This window comes from Paraburkholderia sp. RL18-101-BIB-B (assembly GCF_046026985.1).
In the GTDB taxonomy this organism is placed as follows: Bacteria; Pseudomonadota; Gammaproteobacteria; order Burkholderiales; family Burkholderiaceae; genus Paraburkholderia.
Window position 1 is genome coordinate 39,282 of record NZ_JARESV010000006.1, and the last position, 16,940, is coordinate 56,221.

The 16,940-nt window shown below is 62.1% G+C and carries 17 protein-coding genes; 11 read left to right on the plus strand and 6 right to left on the minus strand.

The window, feature by feature from the left end; translation table 11 throughout:
- The first annotated feature begins 141 nt into the window (after positions 1-141).
- The 4 genes from P0D73_RS12130 (at position 142) to P0D73_RS12145 (ending at position 3,560) form a co-directional block, all read left to right on the plus strand.
- Complete coding sequence (locus tag P0D73_RS12130; protein WP_132376507.1) at positions 142-780, plus strand: MarR family winged helix-turn-helix transcriptional regulator; 639 nt, start codon at positions 142-144, stop codon at positions 778-780.
- Between the two features lie 127 nt (positions 781-907).
- Positions 908-1,621: a glutamine amidotransferase gene (locus tag P0D73_RS12135; protein ID WP_132376508.1), complete on the plus strand. Its 714-nt coding sequence runs from the start codon at positions 908-910 to the stop codon at positions 1,619-1,621.
- An 82-nt stretch (positions 1,622-1,703) separates the two neighbouring features.
- Positions 1,704-2,816, plus strand: a complete 1,113-nt coding sequence (locus tag P0D73_RS12140) for an NADH:flavin oxidoreductase/NADH oxidase (RefSeq protein WP_408176342.1) — start codon at positions 1,704-1,706, stop codon at positions 2,814-2,816.
- A gap of 219 nt (positions 2,817-3,035) precedes the next feature.
- Positions 3,036-3,560, plus strand: a complete 525-nt coding sequence (locus tag P0D73_RS12145) for an SET domain-containing protein (RefSeq protein WP_408176343.1) — start codon at positions 3,036-3,038, stop codon at positions 3,558-3,560.
- 64 nt (positions 3,561-3,624) lie between these two features.
- Here the strand turns inward: P0D73_RS12145 and P0D73_RS12150 are convergent, their stop codons facing one another.
- Both P0D73_RS12150 and P0D73_RS12155 read right to left on the minus strand, forming a co-directional pair.
- Positions 3,625-5,127 (minus strand): ATP-binding protein, encoded by a 1,503-nt coding sequence (locus P0D73_RS12150; protein ID WP_408176344.1) that lies wholly within the window; start codon positions 5,125-5,127, stop codon positions 3,625-3,627.
- Between the two features lie 134 nt (positions 5,128-5,261).
- Positions 5,262-5,948: a response regulator gene (locus P0D73_RS12155; RefSeq protein WP_013590077.1), complete on the minus strand. Its 687-nt coding sequence runs from the start codon at positions 5,946-5,948 to the stop codon at positions 5,262-5,264.
- A 239-nt stretch (positions 5,949-6,187) separates the two neighbouring features.
- Here P0D73_RS12155 and P0D73_RS12160 point away from each other — a divergent pair, with 239 nt between their 5' ends.
- Complete coding sequence (locus P0D73_RS12160) at positions 6,188-6,412, plus strand: DUF3717 domain-containing protein (protein ID WP_408431486.1); 225 nt, start codon at positions 6,188-6,190, stop codon at positions 6,410-6,412.
- A 103-nt stretch (positions 6,413-6,515) separates the two neighbouring features.
- Here P0D73_RS12160 and P0D73_RS12165 read toward each other — a convergent pair whose 3' ends face one another.
- The gene (locus tag P0D73_RS12165; RefSeq protein WP_132376513.1) at positions 6,516-6,806 is read right to left on the minus strand and encodes a 4a-hydroxytetrahydrobiopterin dehydratase; all 291 of its coding nucleotides are present in this window, start codon (positions 6,804-6,806) and stop codon (positions 6,516-6,518) included.
- A 104-nt stretch (positions 6,807-6,910) separates the two neighbouring features.
- Entirely contained in the window at positions 6,911-7,801 is an 891-nt protein-coding gene (gene phhA / locus P0D73_RS12170; protein ID WP_408431489.1) for a phenylalanine 4-monooxygenase, read from the minus strand.
- A 147-nt stretch (positions 7,802-7,948) separates the two neighbouring features.
- Here phhA and P0D73_RS12175 point away from each other — a divergent pair, with 147 nt between their 5' ends.
- Positions 7,949-8,440 carry an Lrp/AsnC family transcriptional regulator gene (locus tag P0D73_RS12175; RefSeq protein ID WP_132376515.1) on the plus strand — a complete coding sequence of 164 codons (492 nt, stop codon included), beginning with the start codon at positions 7,949-7,951 and terminating at the stop codon, positions 8,438-8,440.
- Positions 8,441-8,499: 59 nt separating this feature from the next.
- On the opposite strand, the gene P0D73_RS12180 is transcribed toward P0D73_RS12175, so the two are convergent.
- Both P0D73_RS12180 and P0D73_RS12185 read right to left on the minus strand, forming a co-directional pair.
- Complete coding sequence (locus P0D73_RS12180; protein WP_095417868.1) at positions 8,500-9,036, minus strand: class IV adenylate cyclase; 537 nt, start codon at positions 9,034-9,036, stop codon at positions 8,500-8,502.
- Between the two features lie 326 nt (positions 9,037-9,362).
- Positions 9,363-10,262 (minus strand): LysR family transcriptional regulator, encoded by a 900-nt coding sequence (locus tag P0D73_RS12185; RefSeq protein ID WP_408312515.1) that lies wholly within the window; start codon positions 10,260-10,262, stop codon positions 9,363-9,365.
- 143 nt (positions 10,263-10,405) lie between these two features.
- Here P0D73_RS12185 and P0D73_RS12190 point away from each other — a divergent pair, with 143 nt between their 5' ends.
- The 5 genes from P0D73_RS12190 to P0D73_RS12210 all read left to right on the plus strand — a co-directional run bounded on the left by P0D73_RS12190 (position 10,406) and on the right by P0D73_RS12210 (position 16,911).
- Entirely contained in the window at positions 10,406-11,944 is a 1,539-nt protein-coding gene (locus P0D73_RS12190; RefSeq protein WP_408431491.1) for a CoA-acylating methylmalonate-semialdehyde dehydrogenase, read from the plus strand.
- 166 nt (positions 11,945-12,110) lie between these two features.
- Positions 12,111-13,823: a GMC family oxidoreductase gene (locus P0D73_RS12195; protein ID WP_408431493.1), complete on the plus strand. Its 1,713-nt coding sequence runs from the start codon at positions 12,111-12,113 to the stop codon at positions 13,821-13,823.
- Positions 13,824-14,109: 286 nt separating this feature from the next.
- A complete protein-coding gene (locus tag P0D73_RS12200; RefSeq protein WP_132376519.1) occupies positions 14,110-14,889 on the plus strand; it encodes an ABC transporter ATP-binding protein in 780 nt (259 codons plus the stop codon).
- The gene (locus tag P0D73_RS12205) at positions 14,886-15,644 is read left to right on the plus strand and encodes an ABC transporter ATP-binding protein (RefSeq protein ID WP_132376520.1); all 759 of its coding nucleotides are present in this window, start codon (positions 14,886-14,888) and stop codon (positions 15,642-15,644) included. Before P0D73_RS12200 ends, P0D73_RS12205 begins: the two co-directional genes overlap by 4 nt.
- Before the next feature lie 52 nt (positions 15,645-15,696).
- Entirely contained in the window at positions 15,697-16,911 is a 1,215-nt protein-coding gene (locus tag P0D73_RS12210; RefSeq protein ID WP_132376521.1) for an ABC transporter substrate-binding protein, read from the plus strand.
- The last annotated feature ends 29 nt before the right edge of the window (positions 16,912-16,940 follow it).

Genomic DNA, 16,940 nt, shown 5'->3' on the forward strand with positions numbered 1-16,940 from the left:
CTTGCAAGGCGGTAAATTTTTGAGATAGTAGAAAACCGTCTTGTCGCAGTTGGGCGAGGCTACCCCACACAGGCTACGGGCGCAGTCGGCAAGCAGTTCGCCGGCATCGTACGAAAGCTGTAAATAAACCAATCGAAGATTATGAGCGAAGGCGTATACGGAGAACAGGCGACCGGGCGGGTGACCCACAGCCTATTGCGATTGAGCACGGCAATGCGGAGCCAGGCTTGGGAATGGGCGGAGGGCGCTGGCCTGACACCAACTCAAGGCGAAATTCTGGTCTTGCTGATGCAGCGCAAAGGCCCGATGCGTCTCGGCGAAATTGCCCGTGAAACGGCGCTCACCGCCGCGACGACCAGTGATGCAGTCAGCACGCTCGAAACCAAAGGGCTGGTCGAAAAGCGCCGTGCCCTCGACGACGGCCGCGCCCTCGCGGTCCGCCTGACGGCGCGTGGCCGTACGGCGGCGAAGCGCGCCGCGCAATGGCCGGACTTCCTGGCCAAGGCGGTCGGCACGCTGCGTGACGACGAGCAGGCGGTGTTCTATCGCACGCTGCTCAAGACCGTGCATCAGCTGGAAGCGCAGGGCACGATTCCGCCGCACCGCATGTGCCTGAGCTGCACGCACTTCGAGCCGAGCAAGAACCCGAAGAAGACGCCGCATCATTGCGCGTTGCTCGATCTGAATATGTCGGATACGGATCTGCGCCTCGATTGCTCGGTGTACGAGACGGCCGACGTCGCCACCCAGAAGAAGACCTGGAAGATCTTCGCCCAATAAGGCGGCTTCTTCCGGGACAATCCGCTACACTGCCAAGCCGGCTTCGGCAGGCGGCCTATGCCGCCTGTCAGCCGACTGGTGCCGCGTGGCGGCAAGTCTTTAGTCAACCTGAAGGTGGGGCAGGCCGATGAATCGCGAAGTTCTGGCCATTCGCCACGTGCACTTCGAGGATCTGGGCAGTCTCGAGCTGGTGCTCGGCGAGCGCGGGCGCCCGGTCCGTTATCTCGATGTCGGCTTTGCCCGCATCGAGGCGCCGAACCCGGTCGCCGCATCGCTGATGGTGGTGCTCGGCGGCCCGATCAGCGCAACCGACGACGCGCTTTACCCGACGCTCGTGCCGCTGCTGTCCATGATCGAGAAACGCATCGCGGCCGGTTTGCCGACGCTCGGCATCTGCCTCGGCGCTCAATTGATCGCGCGTGCCCTTGGCGCTCGCGTCTATCCCGCAGGCCATACCGAACTCGGCTGGACACCGCTGACGCTGACCGACGCCGGCCGCGCGTCACCGGTGCGTCATCTGGATGGCGCGCAGACCTCCATGCTGCATTGGCACGGCGACACCTTCGATCTTCCCGACAATGCAACGCGTCTTGCGTCGACGCCGGCCTGCGAAAACCAGGCGTTCGCCTGGGGCAATCATGTTCTGGGTCTGCAGTGTCATCCGGAGATTCGTACCGATCGCTTCGAGCCATGGCTGATTGGCAACGCCGGTGAGCTGGTCGGCCACGGCATCGACGCGCGCCAGTTGCGGGCCGAGACCGCGAAGTTCGGTCCCGCGCTCGAAGCCGCCGCGTGCCGCATGTTTGGCGAGTGGCTCGACCAGGTCGAGGCGAAACCCTGAAATCCTGAAAGTCCGCGGGCCAGCACTAAATCACTTGCGGTGCTATGCTCGATCGCTCTCGGGTTTCTACTGGGCGTAATCCATGAGCGCGCTTTTTTCTCCGCTCACGCTGCGTAGCGTGACGCTTCCCAATCGTATCGTCGTGTCCCCGATGTGCCAGTATTCCGCCGACCGTGGCGAGGCAACGGCGTGGCACATGATCCATCTCGGCAGCATGGCGTTATCCGGTGCCGGCATGCTCTGTATCGAGGCGACCTCGGTCGAGCCGGACGGCCGCATCACACCCGGCGATCTCGGTTTGTGGGACGACGTCACCGAAGCCGCGCTCGTGCCGGTGCTGGCCGCGATCCGCAAGCATTCGCACATCAAGGTCACGATGCAGTTGTCGCACGCCGGGCGCAAGGCGTCGAGCCACGCGCCGTGGGAAGGCGGCCAGCTGATTCCGGTATCGCAAGGTGGATGGCTGCCGCACGCGCCGTCCGCGTTGCCGCACAAGGCCGGCGAAGAGCCGCCGCTGGCGCTCGACACGCCTGGGCTGAACCGCATCCGCGAAGCCTTCGCCGCCTCGGCGCGCCGTGCCGCGCGGCTCGGCGTCGACGCACTGGAAGTCCACGCGGCGCACGGCTATCTGCTGCATCAGTTCCTCTCGCCGATCGCCAATCAGCGCGACGACGACTACGGCGGTTCGCTTGAAAACCGCATGCGCTTTCCGCTTGAAATCTTCGATATCGTGCGCGCTGCATTTCCCGCCGACAAGCCGGTCGGCGTGCGCGTCTCCGCAACCGACTGGGTCGAAGGCGGCTGGACGCTCGAGGACACGATCGCGTTCGCGCAGGAACTGAAAAAGCGCGGCTGCGACTGGATCGACGTATCGTCCGGCGGCGTCTCGCCGTTGCAGAGGATTCCGCTTGAACCGGGTTATCAGATTCCCTTTGCCAAGGCGGTCAAGGAAGCCACCGACCTCACGACCATCGGCGTAGGCTTGATCACCGACCCGTTGCATGCCGAACAACTGATCGAAGACGGCGACGCCGATCTGATCGCCCTGGCGCGCGCGTTACTGTACAACCCGCGTTGGCCGTGGCACGCCGCGGCACAACTCGGCGCGACGGTCGAAGCGCCACCGCAGTACTGGCGTTCGCAACCACGCGAGCAAAAGGCACTGTTCGGCGACATTTCGTTCGGACAACGGTGAAGTTGGCGACCCGTCATACGTGCGCGTCTTTTTGACGGTTGAACGAAGCCGTCTTCAGCGTGTAGGATGCCGGTTGTGGCGCGCGAGCGTCGCAAGTCCGACGCGGCGCTCGCAAGGCGCCGCGTTTGCTATCCGCGTCAGAAAAAAGCAGCGCGTCAGACGCGGGCATTTCTGACGGCTGCCGAACTTCACCCCCAGTTCTTCACAAGGATTCATTCAATGAGTTCACGCAGGATCGCCGTGCGCCGTTCGGGTGTGCACGGCAAAGGCGTGTTTGCCCTCGAACCGATTGCGGCCGGCGAGCGCCTAATCGAATACAAGGGCGAGCGGATCTCTTGGAAAGAAGCGTTGCGCCGTCATCCGCACAATCCGGCCGAACCGAATCACACGTTCTATTTCGCACTCGATAGCGGCAAGGTCATTGACGGTAAAGTGAACGGCAATAGCGCGCGCTGGATCAATCATTCCTGCGCGCCGAACTGCGAAGCCGAAGAAATCGACGGTCACGTGTACGTGCATGCGTTGCGCGATATCGCTGAAGGCGAGGAAGTCTTTTACGACTACGGCCTCGTGATCGACGCGCGTCAGACCAAGAAGCTCAAGAAGGAATATGAATGCCGTTGCGGCGCGCGTAAGTGCCGCGGCACGATGCTGGCGCCGCCCGAGAAGGAGAAGGGCGACGGCAAGTCCGAGAAGTCGGCCAAGAAGGCCAAAACGTCGGCGAAGAAAGCGAAGAAGAAATGACATCCGGACTGCCTGAGTCGATCATCTGTGTGATCGCCAGGCAGCCCGTCGAGCATCTGAACCGTTAGCTATCCACCGGCGCCGAGTGCGCCGATTTTTTTGCCGGCCGCCGTGGTTCGGGTTCCACGATGCTCTGCACGCTGATCGGCACGAGCGGAATGCGCACGATGAAACGTGCGCCGCCTTCCGGTGCGTCCTCGTAATGCACGCTGCCGTGATGCAGCACCATGATGTCGTGGACGATCGCGAGGCCGAGACCGGCGCCGCCATCCACGCCGGCGTCGCTCTGACCGTCCCCGCGGAAGAACCGTTTGAAGAGATCGGCTTGCTGGTTGCGCGGCACGCCCGGCCCGTTGTCTTCGACGATGATCTCCGCCATGCGCAGTTCGTCGATTACCGTTTGCGACACCGTCACCGTGATGCGGCCGCCATCGAAACGCGACGGCGGCACGTACTTGAGTGCGTTATCCAGCAGATTGGCGATCACTTCGTGCAGCAGCACGGGATTGCCGCGCGCCATCAACGGATGGCCGTTGCTGGGGTCGTCCAGACGCTGGAAGCCCAGGTCGACGTGGAACGTCAGCGCACGCGGCACCCATTCGGCGCCCGTATCGAACGCGAGCGCGGCCATGTCCACGTTGACGAAGCGAGCCGCCTGTTCGCCCGGCTCGGCCCGCGCGAGCGAGAGCAGTTGATTCGACAGCCGCACTGCGCGGTCAGCTGCGGCGCGCAGTTCACGCACAGCGGCTAGCGTTTGCTGCGGGTCGCGCGCGATGGCCGCCTGCTCGGCATGCAGCTTGACGGCGGTGAGCGGCGTGCGCAGTTGATGCGCGGCGTCGGCGATGAATTTGCGCTGGCCGTCGAGTGCCGTTTTCAGGCGACCGAGCAGCGCGTTCAGCGCGCCGGTCAGCGGCCGGATTTCGACCGGCACATAGGTTTCGTCGACCGGTTCCAGCGACGTGTGCGTTTGCCGGTTCAGCGAGTCCGCGAGATCGGTGAGCGGATTGAGCTGCTGATTGACCACGCGCCACACGATCACCCAGCCCGCCAGCAGCAGCAGCAGCAGCGGCATCATGATCGCGACCAGAAACTCGGCGGCGATGCGAAACCGGTGATGCACCGGCTGACCGACTTCGACGACGATCGGATTGCCCGTCGGCTGATCGACCCGGACCTGCGCCACCCGAACCGTCACGCCTTGATGCTGCGTTTCGAATACGTACGCGTAGTGCATGCGCCGCACGCTCGTGCCTTGCAGCGGGAGATTGTGATCGCCGGCGATTTCCGTTTCGCCGGTGCTGATCCGGTAGACGAGGTGCTCGACCGGGTCCGAAAACATGGCCTGCGCGAGCGGCGGCACCGTGATGCGCGCATTCGGGCCGGCAATCTGGATCTGTTTGGAGATCGCGGTGGCGAGATCGGCGAGCGAACGGTCGACCACGTGCTGCGTGTACTGCCACGCCAGCCAGTAAGCGATCAGGCCGCTCATAAGCGCGAGCAGCGAAAGGGGAGCAGCGAGGCGCCGCAGCAGCGTGCGGCGCAGACTATTGGCGGCCGGCTGGGGCATGATCGAACGCGCGGGAAAGTAGCAACGGCGCAAGCACCGTGAAATTTCGCCGGATGCCGGCGAAATGCGCACCGAGTGCGCGGCGCCGGCCCGGCGCCGTCAGGCCGCAATGCAACGTGCGGCCTTCACGACGATTATGCGGCCTGACGGATTTCCTGCAACAGATAACCGAAGCCGCGCACCGTGACGATCTCGACACGGCAGTTTTCGAGCTTTTTACGCACCCGGTGCACGTAGACCTCGATCGCGGTGTCGCCGAGATCGCCGCCGAAATGCGTCAGATGGTCTTGCAGCTGTGCCTTGCTGACCACGCGGCCATGACGCAACAGCAGCATTTCGAGCACCGCGAATTCACGCGGCGAGAGTTCGAGCGGCTTGTCGTCGTTGAAAATGCGGCGATCGACGCCCGACAGGCGCACACCGCCGAGCGACACTTCCGGACGCGGCATATCGCCGTGCGGACCGCTGCGACGCATGACCGCGCGGATGCGCGCTTCGAGTTCGGTGGGTTCGAACGGCTTCAGCATGTAGTCGTCGGCGCCGGAATTCAGGCCTTGCACGCGGTCGTTGAGCTCGTCGCGCGCGGTGAGGATGATCACCGGCGTGTGACGATTGCTCTGACGGAAGCGCGAGAGCAGCGTCATGCCGTCGATGCCGGGCAGACCCAGATCGAGGATCACCAACTCATGGCGATTTTGCGTGAGGGCCTGTTCGGCGAAAATGCCGTCGTGGACCATGTCGACGGTGAAGCCGGCTTGTTCGAGACTGCTTTGGATGCCGCGTGCGATGGGGCGGTCATCTTCGATCAGAAGGAGTCGCATGGATTTCGCTCAAGTACAATGGGTTAGGCGTTTGGGCAAGCGGTTCGCCGGGGCGCCTGCTGCACAGGCAGCGTGCGGCGTGGCCGTACCGAACTGGCACGAAGCGGCCACGAAGCAGGCATCGAGCGGCCTTGAAGCGCCTACCTGGCGCCCCCAGACCTGTCGCATCGCGCCAGTCCCTCGCAGGGGCAAGAAAACCTGGGACGGCCCGGCGTTTTCTTGAGAGCGATCACGAAGTCATGTCCGAGATAAGCATTCACGAACTGGAAGCCGCAATCAACTTCTGGCGCGCCCGCTCACCTTCGAGCGGCGACGAACTCGTTCTGTGCAAGGAGGCAAGCGCGCTCTCCAAGCCGTATGCGCTGATGATTGTACAGCGTCAGCACACGCTATCACCGGATCGTTTGGACACGGTTGCGAGGCTTGCGTGGGATTCTTACGTGTACCTTAAGAATAGCCTGTAGAACTGAAGGTTTGGACAAGGGATTACCTGCAAAGCCCTTTCATTTACGCAGAAATACTCAAATTACGGCGTTTAAACCCGCTGATCGTACTAGTACGTTTGTATTACGCGGTAATACTATCGATAAACTTAGCCAATTTGATGTCGCGCTCTGTCAAGCCGCCGGCTTCATGCGTGGACAGCGTGATCTCGACCTTGTTGTACACGTTGAACCATTCCGGGTGGTGATCCATTTCCTGCGCCTTGATCGCCACGCGCGTCATGAAGCCGAATGCTTCGTTGAAGTCGGCGAATTTGAACTGGCGCTGAATCGCATCGCGGCCCGCTGTGGCTTGCCAGCCATGCAAGCCGGCGATCTGCGTGGCGCGTTCTTCGGATGTCAGTTTGTGAATCATGGTGCCACCTCATTTGATCTGAACAGGCACGCCGGTGGACGTGCGCATCCGCTATTTTTTCACGGATGCCGTCCGCCCGCAGGCGGCCCCGTCAGCCTTGCTTTTCAGATATCGCCGTCGGCCAGCCAGCCTTCCTGCGAGCCGCGCGTGATCACGCGATCGTGCTCGAGGACGTCGCCGGCCGCGAACGCCGGTTCGGCTGCTAGCCTGGCCAGCAGCGGCGCGAAATCGGTTTGCGCGACGTTGAAGAGCTGCGCGAAGTCGTCGATCACGAAGTAGGTCTTCTGGAACGTGTCGATGCGGTAGCGCGTGCGCATTAGGCGTTCGAGGTCGAAGCCGAGGCGGTTCGGCGCGGCGCTTTGCTGGCTGTAGAGCGTTTCGCCCTTGCTCGACACGATGCCCGCGCCATAGATCTTCACGCCGTTCGGACTCGGCGCGTCGCGGATCAGTCCGAACTCCACTGTGTACCAATAGAGGCGCGCGAGCAGCGGCAGGGCGCCGGCGTCATGGGAGGCGAGCGCGGCGCGGCCATATGCATGCATGTAGTCCGCGAATACCGGGTTGATCAGCAGCGGCACGTGACCGAACAGATCGTGAAAACAGTCCGGTTCCTGCAGATAATCGAGCTGATCCGGGCGGCGCATCCACCACGTCACGGGAAAGCGGCGATTCGCTAGATGCTCGAAGAATACCTGGTCCGGCACGAGGCCTGGCACGGCGACAATCTGCCAGCCGGTGGCGGGCGTGAGCTTCGCGTTGATCTCCTCGAACGAAGGCACGCGGTCGGCCGGCATGCCGATGGTTTCGACGCCCGCCAGAAACTCGTCGCACACACGCCCTTTGAGCAGCGCCGTCTGGCGCGCGTAAAGCTGTTGCCATACCGCGTGATCGACCGCGCCGTAGCGTTCGGTCGGTTGATCGATGGTGAAATCGGCGCGGGTTTCGAGGCCGGCGTCGAATTGCTCTTTCAGTTTGGCGGTATTGGCGATGGACATGATGCTGCGCTCTACGGTGACGGCTGATATAAATAGGTGATGCAAGTGTAGAGCGGCGTGAGTGCGGAAAGGGCGCAATGATGGCGGTTTACAATGCGAATGTGCAATAATCGTGCATCGACAGATCATTTAATGCGGGTATTCGACATGTTCGACTTGGATCACTTCGATCTAGCGCTGCTGGACGTGCTTCAGCGCTTCGGCCGGGCGACGCATCAGCAACTGGCCGAGCAAGTGCCGCTGTCACCGTCGCAGATCGGACGGCGTTTGCAGCGTCTGGAGCAGGTGGGCGTGGTGGACGGCTATCGCGTCGTGCTGCGGCCGGAGAAGCTCGGGCTCGGCGTCACCGCGTTCACCAGTTTGAAGTTGAAGCACCACGGCGATTCGATCATCGAGCAATTCCAGCAGCAAATCGACGTGCTGCCTGAAGTGCTGGAGTGTCATGCCGTGGTGGGCGACGCCGACTATCTGTTGCGCATCGTCGCGCCTGATCTCAACTATCTGTCGACGTTCGTGATGAAGAAGCTGATGCGCGTGCCGGGCGTCGATAGCGTGCGCTCGAATATCGTGCTCACCACCTTCAAACGCAATGGTCCGTTGCCGCTGGGCCATCTGTCGCCGGGGACAGCCGCCGCTTGATGCGGCGGGTACGGCGCCTGACGAGCTGACTTCGCACTGCGCCCCGTATTGCCTCAGTCTTATGCCGCTTGCTTCGGCTCGCTGTCCGGGCTCAGCAGATCGACATAAGCCACCGCCACCAGATCCGATTCCGGCACGCCGAGCGTGGCGAACATCGCATGCGCTTCGGCGTGGCCGCCTTCTTCGTCGTCGTCCTGAGCGAGCAGCACTTCGAGTTCCACGAAGTCGCCCAGACCGTCGACACGGTCCAGATGGATCCGCGTCCGCCCGGTCAGATACACATGCCGTTCCTTGGTAACGATGCCGCGCGTCGTCAGCGCGGTGGCGAGCAGCGCGTGCATGGCTTCCGGGTTGGTCACCGGGCTACGCGTGTAATACGACGCCTTCGGACCGTCACGGTCGTCGCGCTGATAGAAGATCAGCTCGGCCGGCGTGCCGTCGTCGAACTGGCGCAGCTTCAGGCGGCCGCGCGGCACGTCGTAGAAAAAGTCCTGCTGGCGGAAGATCAGCGGCGCGTCCGGCGCGAGCTGCGCCGCGCGTTCGCGGAGTTGCTCGAAATGCTGGGCGCGGGCTTTGATTTCAATGTTGCGTGCCATGTCAGGCTCCTGTCGAAGGATGGAGTGGTCGGCGGCTTCCGGTGTTGCCGGGGCGAAGCTGCCGGGAAGGACAAAGTCAAGTGGAACGGAAAAGGATGCGGAGCCGGCGCGTGAGCGCGAACCCTCAATCTAACAAAAACTGCGTGACGGTGTGGTTTCAGATGCCGGGCAGGCGATCGTGTTCCACGATCGGCGCTGGCGACGGTGCACGCGCAAGGAGATCGTCAGGAGGGCCGCACGATTTGATGAGCGTGTCATGAGAGGGGCTCATATCGCTCGCCCCTGGCGTCCTTGTGTCCTACACGCAAACTCGGTTCACCTGCGCCTCAAGTCGTCCATTGCTGCTCGATCAGCTTCAACGCCGCGGCAATCGCCGGTTCCTCCTTGCGTCGCGCGAGCGTGATAAAGGTGAGCTGAGTCGGCACGGTGACACCTTCGACGATGGTCAACGCGTGCGCATGCGCTTCGGCGATGGCGGTGGCGTCGCGCGCGAGCGTGAGACCGACGCCCGATTTGACCAGGTCGAGCATCGACGGCTCCTGGTCCACTTCCGCCACCTTGACCGGCTTCACGCCAGCCTCGTCGAAACAGCGCGACAACAACCGGTTATGCGCCGACGCCGGCGGCGTCCAGATCCACGGCAGCGCCGCGAGCGAACGCCAGTCGCGCGCGCCTTTCACGCGGTCTTTCCAGCCGGCCGGCGCGAGCACACGGTACTGGAAATGAGTCAACGTGACCGCATGAAAAGCGGGGCCGTCGCGCGGTTCGTCTTCGGACGGCAGGCCGATGTAGTAGCCGACATCCAGTTCACCCGCGCGAACCTGGTCCAATACCCAGCCTGACATGCCGTGGCGCAAGGCCGTCTCGATGTGCGGCCAGGTCTCCACGAGCTGCTTGAGAAAGCCGCCCAGGCGCAGAAACGCCGGATCGAGGATCGTGCCGATCCGTAGCCTTCCGCGCACTTCGTGACGCAGCGATTGCGCCGCCCGCTGCACGTCGTTCGCCGCGGCGAGCGCCCGTTCGGCGTGGGGCAGCAGCGCCTGGCCGTCGCGCGTGAGCGAGAGCCCGTGCGAGGTTCGCGTGAACAGCGTCACGCCGAGCGTCTCTTGCAAATGCTTGATTTGCAGGCTGACGGCGGGTTGGGTCAGGTGAAGATGCACCGCGGCACGCGTGAGATTGCCCTCGCGTGCCACGGTGACGAACGCCCGAAGTAGAGTCAGATCCATATCCTGATATTAGCTCGCCTTATAGCGCAGTTGAGCATTACTCATTGGATTTGTCGACCCGAAGCGCCGTACGCTTCAGCTTCAGCATGCCTTTATCACGCCGCGGGCGCCGGGGCGGAAGACTTCACAGGAAAGAGGACACCATGAGCGAGACATATCAGGACGAAACCCAGCGCAGCGCGACCAGCGCCCGCGCGCTGACCCATTTCATCAACGGCAAGACGCTCGATGGCACGAGCGGCCGCTTCGGCGACGTCTTCAATCCCGCGCAAGGCAGCGTGAGCGCGCGCGTGCCGCTCGCGAGCGTCGTCGAAGTCGATGCCGCCGTCGCCGCCGCCCGTGCCGCCTTTCCCGCGTGGAGTGAAACCGCGCCGATCAAGCGGGCGCGTGTCCTGTTCAAGTTCAAGGAACTGCTCGACCGTCACCACGACGAACTCGCGGAACTGATCACGCGTGAACACGGCAAGGTGTTTTCGGATGCCAAGGGCGAGGTGATGCGTGGCATCGAGATCGTCGAGTTCGCGTGCGGCATTCCGAATCTGTTGAAGAGCGACTTCACCGATCAGATCGGCGGCGGGATCGACAACTGGAATCTGCGTCAGCCGCTCGGCGTGGTTGCCGGCATTACGCCGTTCAATTTCCCGATGATGGTGCCGTGCTGGATGTTCCCCGTCGCGATTGCGTGCGGCAACACGTTCGTGCTGAAGCCGTCGGAGCGCGATCCGTCCTGTTCGAACCGCCTCGCGGAATTGTTGAAGGAAGCCGGCTTGCCGGACGGCGTGTTCAACGTCGTGCACGGCGACAAGGTTGCTGTCGATGCGCTACTCGTGCATCCGGAAGTCAGCGCGTTGTCGTTTGTCGGTTCGACGCCGATTGCCGAATACATCTACACGGAAGGCACGAAGCACGGCAAGCGTGTGCAGGCTTTGGGCGGAGCGAAGAATCATCTGGTGGTGATGCCGGACGCGGACCTCGACCAGGCCGTCGATGCCTTGATCGGCGCGGCGTACGGTTCGGCGGGCGAGCGCTGCATGGCGATTTCGGTGGCCGTCGCAGTGGGTCATATCGCCGATGAGTTGATCGAACGGCTCACACCGCGCGTGAAGAGTTTGAAGATTCTCAACGGCATGGAATCGGATGCCGAGATGGGTCCGTTGGTGACGGCGGTGCATCGCGAGAAAGTGGTCGGCTATATCGACTCGGGTGTCGCGTCGGGCGCGAAGCTGGTTGTCGACGGACGAGGCCATCAGGTCAGCGGTCATGAGAAGGGCTTCTTTCTCGGCGGCACTCTGTTCGACAATGTTTCGACCGATATGAAGATTTATCGCGAAGAGATTTTCGGACCCGTACTGTGTGTGGTGCGCGTGCCGGATTTTGCTTCCGCGGTGGAACTGATCAACGCCAACGAGTTTGCTAACGGCGTGTCGTTGTTTACGTCCGATGGCGGCGTCGCACGCGCGTTTTCGCGTCAGATTCAGATCGGCATGGTAGGGATTAACGTGCCGATTCCGGTGCCGATGGCATGGCACTCGTTTGGCGGCTGGAAGAAGTCGCTCTTCGGCGATCATCACGCGTACGGTGAAGAAGGCGTGCGGTTCTACACGCGCTACAAGAGCATCATGCAGCGCTGGCCCGACAGTATTGCCAAGGGCGCTGAGTTTACGATGCCGGTAGCGAAGTAGTGTGAGGCATTTGCTTTCGGCAAGGCTTGTGGTGGCTTGCCGAACGCCGTGGCAGAAACGAGTGCTAAACGGGCAGAAGAAAGGCGTAAAAGACAAATAGAGCCCGACGCCGCAGTCGCATGACAATCATGCGACTCGCCGACAAAAAAGCTTAGGAGACTGGACAATGAGCCATACCGATACGACGCCCGCGGCCCGGCGCCTCGAAGGCGAGTTCGACTACATCATCGTGGGCGCGGGGACGGCGGGTTGTGTGCTGGCCAATCGCCTGACCCAGGATCCGGACGTGCAGGTATTGCTGCTCGAAGCCGGCGGTAAGGACGATTACCACTGGATTCACGTGCCGGTCGGTTATCTCTATTGCATCGGCAATCCGCGCACGGACTGGCTTTATAAAACGCAGGCGGAAGCGGGCCTCAATGGCCGCTCGCTCTCGTATCCGCGCGGACGCGTTTTAGGCGGCAGTTCCTCCATCAACGGCATGATCTACATGCGTGGTCAGCGCGAAGACTACGATGAATGGGCGCGTGTCACCAACGACCCGTCCTGGTCCTGGAACTCGGTGTTGCCTGTCTTCAAACGCAGCGAAGACCACCATGCTGGCGCAACCGAATCGCATGGCGCGGGCGGACCGTGGCGCGTCGAGAAACAGCGGTTGAAATGGAAAATTCTCGAAGAGTTTTCGCGCGCCGCGCAAGAGACCGGCATTCCCGCTACCGACGACTTCAATCGCGGTGACAACACCGGTGTCGGCTACTTCGACGTCAATCAGAAGCGCGGCATTCGCTGGAATGCATCGAAGGCGTTTTTGCGTCCCGCACTCAAGCGGCCGAATCTCACCGTAATCACCGGTGCGCACACGCAGCGCGTCGTCTTCGAAGGACGCCGTTGCACAGGCGTCGAATATCGCGGCAACGACACGGACTATCTGGCCAAGGCCCGCTGCGAAGTGATCCTCAGTTCAGGTGCGGTCAACTCACCGCAATTGCTCGAACTGTCCGGCATCGGCAATGGCGCGCGTCTGCAGAATCTCGGCATCGAGGTCGTCAACGATCTGCGTGGTGTGGGTGAAAATCTGCAGGACCATTTGCAATTGCGCATGGCCTACAAAGTCGACGGCGTACGCACGCTCAACACTGCGTCCGCGCATTGGTGGGGCAAGCTGCTGATCGGCATGCAGTACGCGTTTTTTCAAAGCGGGCCCATGTCGATGTCGCCGTCCCAACTTGGCGCGTTTGCCAAATCCGATCGGGAGGATCGCTCGCTTACCCGGCCCGACCTCGAATATCACGTCCAGCCGCTTTCTCTCGACCGCTTTGGCGAACCGCTGCATCGGTTCAATGCGTTCACGGCGTCGGTGTGTCAGTTGCGGCCCACTTCGCGCGGCAGCATTCACATCGAATCCGCCGACCCTTCGGCGCCGCCGTTGATCGCACCGAACTATCTCTCCACCGATTACGACCGGCACGTTGCCGCCAATGCGCTGCGTCTCACGCGCCGCATTGCTGGAGCGCCCGCGCTGGCTCGCTATCGACCGCAGGAAATTTTGCCGGGCGTTCAGTACCAGACCGAGGAAGAGTTGCAGCAGGCCGCCGGCGCGGTCGGTACGACCATCTTCCATCCGGTCGGTACCTGTCGCATGGGCACGACAGACGACCCCGGAGCCGTGGTCGACAACCGGCTACGGGTTATCGGTGTTGACGGACTGCGCGTGGTTGATGCTTCTGTCATGCCAAACATCACCTCGGGCAACACCAATTCGCCCACGCTGATGATCGCCGAACGCGCCAGCGAGATGATCCGCGAAGATCGCCGTGCGCGCGTGGCCGGCAGTTTCGCGGCACAAACGAGTTCGACGCCTTCCATGTCCGCCGTGTGACAGCTAGCGCACGAGCCGCATGAGATGCCCGTCCGTCATGCGCGGCGGGCATCTCGCACGTATGGGTCCCGCTCGGGCGGGCATCATCCACTAAGTGCAAATCCCAATGAATGCGCTGCATCATTGGCGCGACAATGGCAGCCATGCTGCGTGCCGCCCCATGGATCACCGTCCGGATTGGTGCAGCACGCCAACGAGCGGCACGGGGTGCCGCCGTCATAAAAAGTCGCGCAGCGGTTCGCGCGTAAGATCGTAATGCTTCGCCTTACTCCGTATGGAAGGGAACATGATTCTCGGCGATACGATTCTCGAAACGCGCGGCCTCACTCGTGAGTTCAAAGGCTTCATCGCCGTGAACGGTGTGAACCTGCGCGTGCGCCGTGGCTCGATCCATGCGCTGATCGGCCCGAATGGGGCAGGCAAGACCACCTGCTTCAATCTGCTCACCAAATTTCTGGAACCCACCGCGGGTCAGATCGTTTTTAACGGCATTGACATCACGAGCGAACGCCCGGCGCAAATCGCGCGGCGCGGCATTATCCGCTCGTTCCAGATTTCTGCTGTGTTTCCGCATCTGACAGCATTGCAGAATGTGCGCATCGGTTTGCAGCGCCAGCTCGGTACGGCATTTCATTTCTGGAAGAGTGAGCGTACGCTGCGCCAACTCGATGACCGCGCAATGGATCTTCTCACCCAGGTCGGACTGACCGATTTCGCCGATGTGTTGACGGTCGAACTTTCCTACGGCCGCAAGCGCGCGCTGGAAATTGCCACCACGCTTTCCATGGAACCCGAGCTCATGCTGCTCGACGAACCCACGCAAGGCATGGGCCATGAAGACGTCGACCGCGTGACGGCGTTGATCAAAAAAGTATCGAGCGGCCGCACCATCCTGATGGTCGAGCACAACATGAATGTGATCGCCGGCATCTCCGACACGATTACCGTGCTGCAACGTGGCGAAGTGCTCGCCGAAGGCAGCTACGCGGAAGTGTCGAAGAATCCGCTCGTGATGCAAGCCTATATGGGCAGCGCCGACGCGGCGCTCGCCGGAGCCCACGCATGAATACGATTGCCGAGCGTGAAAGCCTCGACGTAAGCGGGACGGAGAACGCTGCTCCCGCGCTGGACATCAAGGGTTTGCAGGCGTGGTACGGGGAGTCCCATATTCTGCACGGCGTCGATCTGACGGTGAACCGCGGCGAAGTCGTCACGCTGCTGGGTCGCAACGGTGCGGGCCGGACCACCACGCTGCGCGCCATCATGGGCCTGACCGGACGGCGCACCGGTTCGATCCGCATCGGCGGACGCGAAACCATCAATCTGCCCACGCATCGCATCGCGCATTGCGCCGTGGGTTACTGCCCGGAAGAACGGGGTATCTTTTCGAGCCTCTCGTGCGAGGAAAACCTGCTGTTGCCGCCGCCGGTCGGCGACAAGGCACACATGATGTCGCTCGAAGAAATCTATTCGATGTTTCCGAATCTGCAAGAGCGCCGCATGAGCCAGGGCACGCGGCTGTCGGGCGGCGAACAGCAGATGCTGGCGGTGGCGCGCATTCTGCGCACCGGCGCGAGCTTGCTGCTGCTCGACGAGATCTCGGAAGGGCTCGCGCCTGTTATCGTGCAGGCGCTGGCGCGCATGATCATGACACTCAAGGCGCGGGGCTATACCGTTGTGATGGTCGAACAGAACTTCCGTTTTGCCGCGCCGCTTGCAGATCGCTTCTACGTGATGGAGCACGGCGCGATTGTCGAGCACTTCGGGGCGAGTGAACTCGAAAGCAAGATGCCGGTCCTGCACGATCTACTGGGCGTATAAAAAACGCCCGATTGCCTCTGATAACCACAAGCGAAGAAACCAGGAGACAGGAATGAAAAAGAACCCACTCGCGCGGCTTGCCACACTTTGTTTCGCGGTCGCCGCCGGCGCCGCTTTGACGATGGGCAGCGCGCAAGCGGCTGACGACGCGGTCAAGATCGGTTTCATTACCGATATGTCCGGTCTGTATGCGGATATCGACGGGCAGGGTGGACTCGAAGCGATCCGTATGGCGGTGGCGGATTTCGGCGGCAAGGTGAACGGCAAGCCGATCACGGTGGTGTATGCGGACCACCAGAACAAGGCGGACATCGCAGCGTCGCGCGCACGTGAATGGTTCGACCGCGACGGCGTCGATCTGCTGATCGGCGGCACGAACTCGGCGACCGGTCTGTCGATGAACACCGTGGCCGGAGAAAAGAAGAAGGTCTACATCAGCATCGGCGCGGGCGCGGACACGCTGACCAATGAGCAATGCACGCCGTACACGATCCACTATGCGTACGACACCACGGCGCTGGCCAAGGGCACGGGCTCGGCGGTGACGAAGCAGGGCGGCAAGACCTGGTACTTCCTGACCGCCGATTACGCATTCGGCAAGGCGCTGGAAAAGAACACATCGGACGTGGTGAAAGCGAGCGGCGGCCAGGTGCTGGGTGCGGTGCGCCATCCGCTGTCGGCTTCGGATTTCTCGTCGTTCCTGTTGCAGGCGCAGGCGTCGAAGGCGCAGATTCTCGGCCTCGCCAACGCGGGCGGCGACACGATCAACTCGATCAAGGCGGCCAAGGAATTCGGCATTACCAAGACGATGAAACTCGCCGCGCTGCTGATGTTCATCGACGATGTGCACAGCCTGGGTCTGGAAACCACGCAAGGCCTCGTGCTGACGGACAGCTGGTACTGGAACAAGGACGCCACGACGCGCAAGTGGGCGCAGCGCTACTTCGAAAAGATGAAGAAGATGCCGTCGAGCCTGCAGGCTGCTGACTACTCGGCGACCATGACCTATCTGAACGCAGTGAAGGCGGTGGGTTCGACCGACTCCGACAAGGTGATGGCGCAACTGAAGAAGACCAAGATCGACGATTTCTATGCGAAGGGCTACATCCGTCAGGACGGCAGCATGATCCACGACATGTACCTGATGCAGGTCAAGACGCCGGCTGAATCCAAAGAGCCGTGGGACTACTACAAGATCACAGCGACGATCCCCGGCGAGCAGGCCTTCACAACCAAGGCGGAAACGCGCTGCGCGTTGTGGAAATAAACGCTGGTTCGTAACCAGATGGCCGTCTG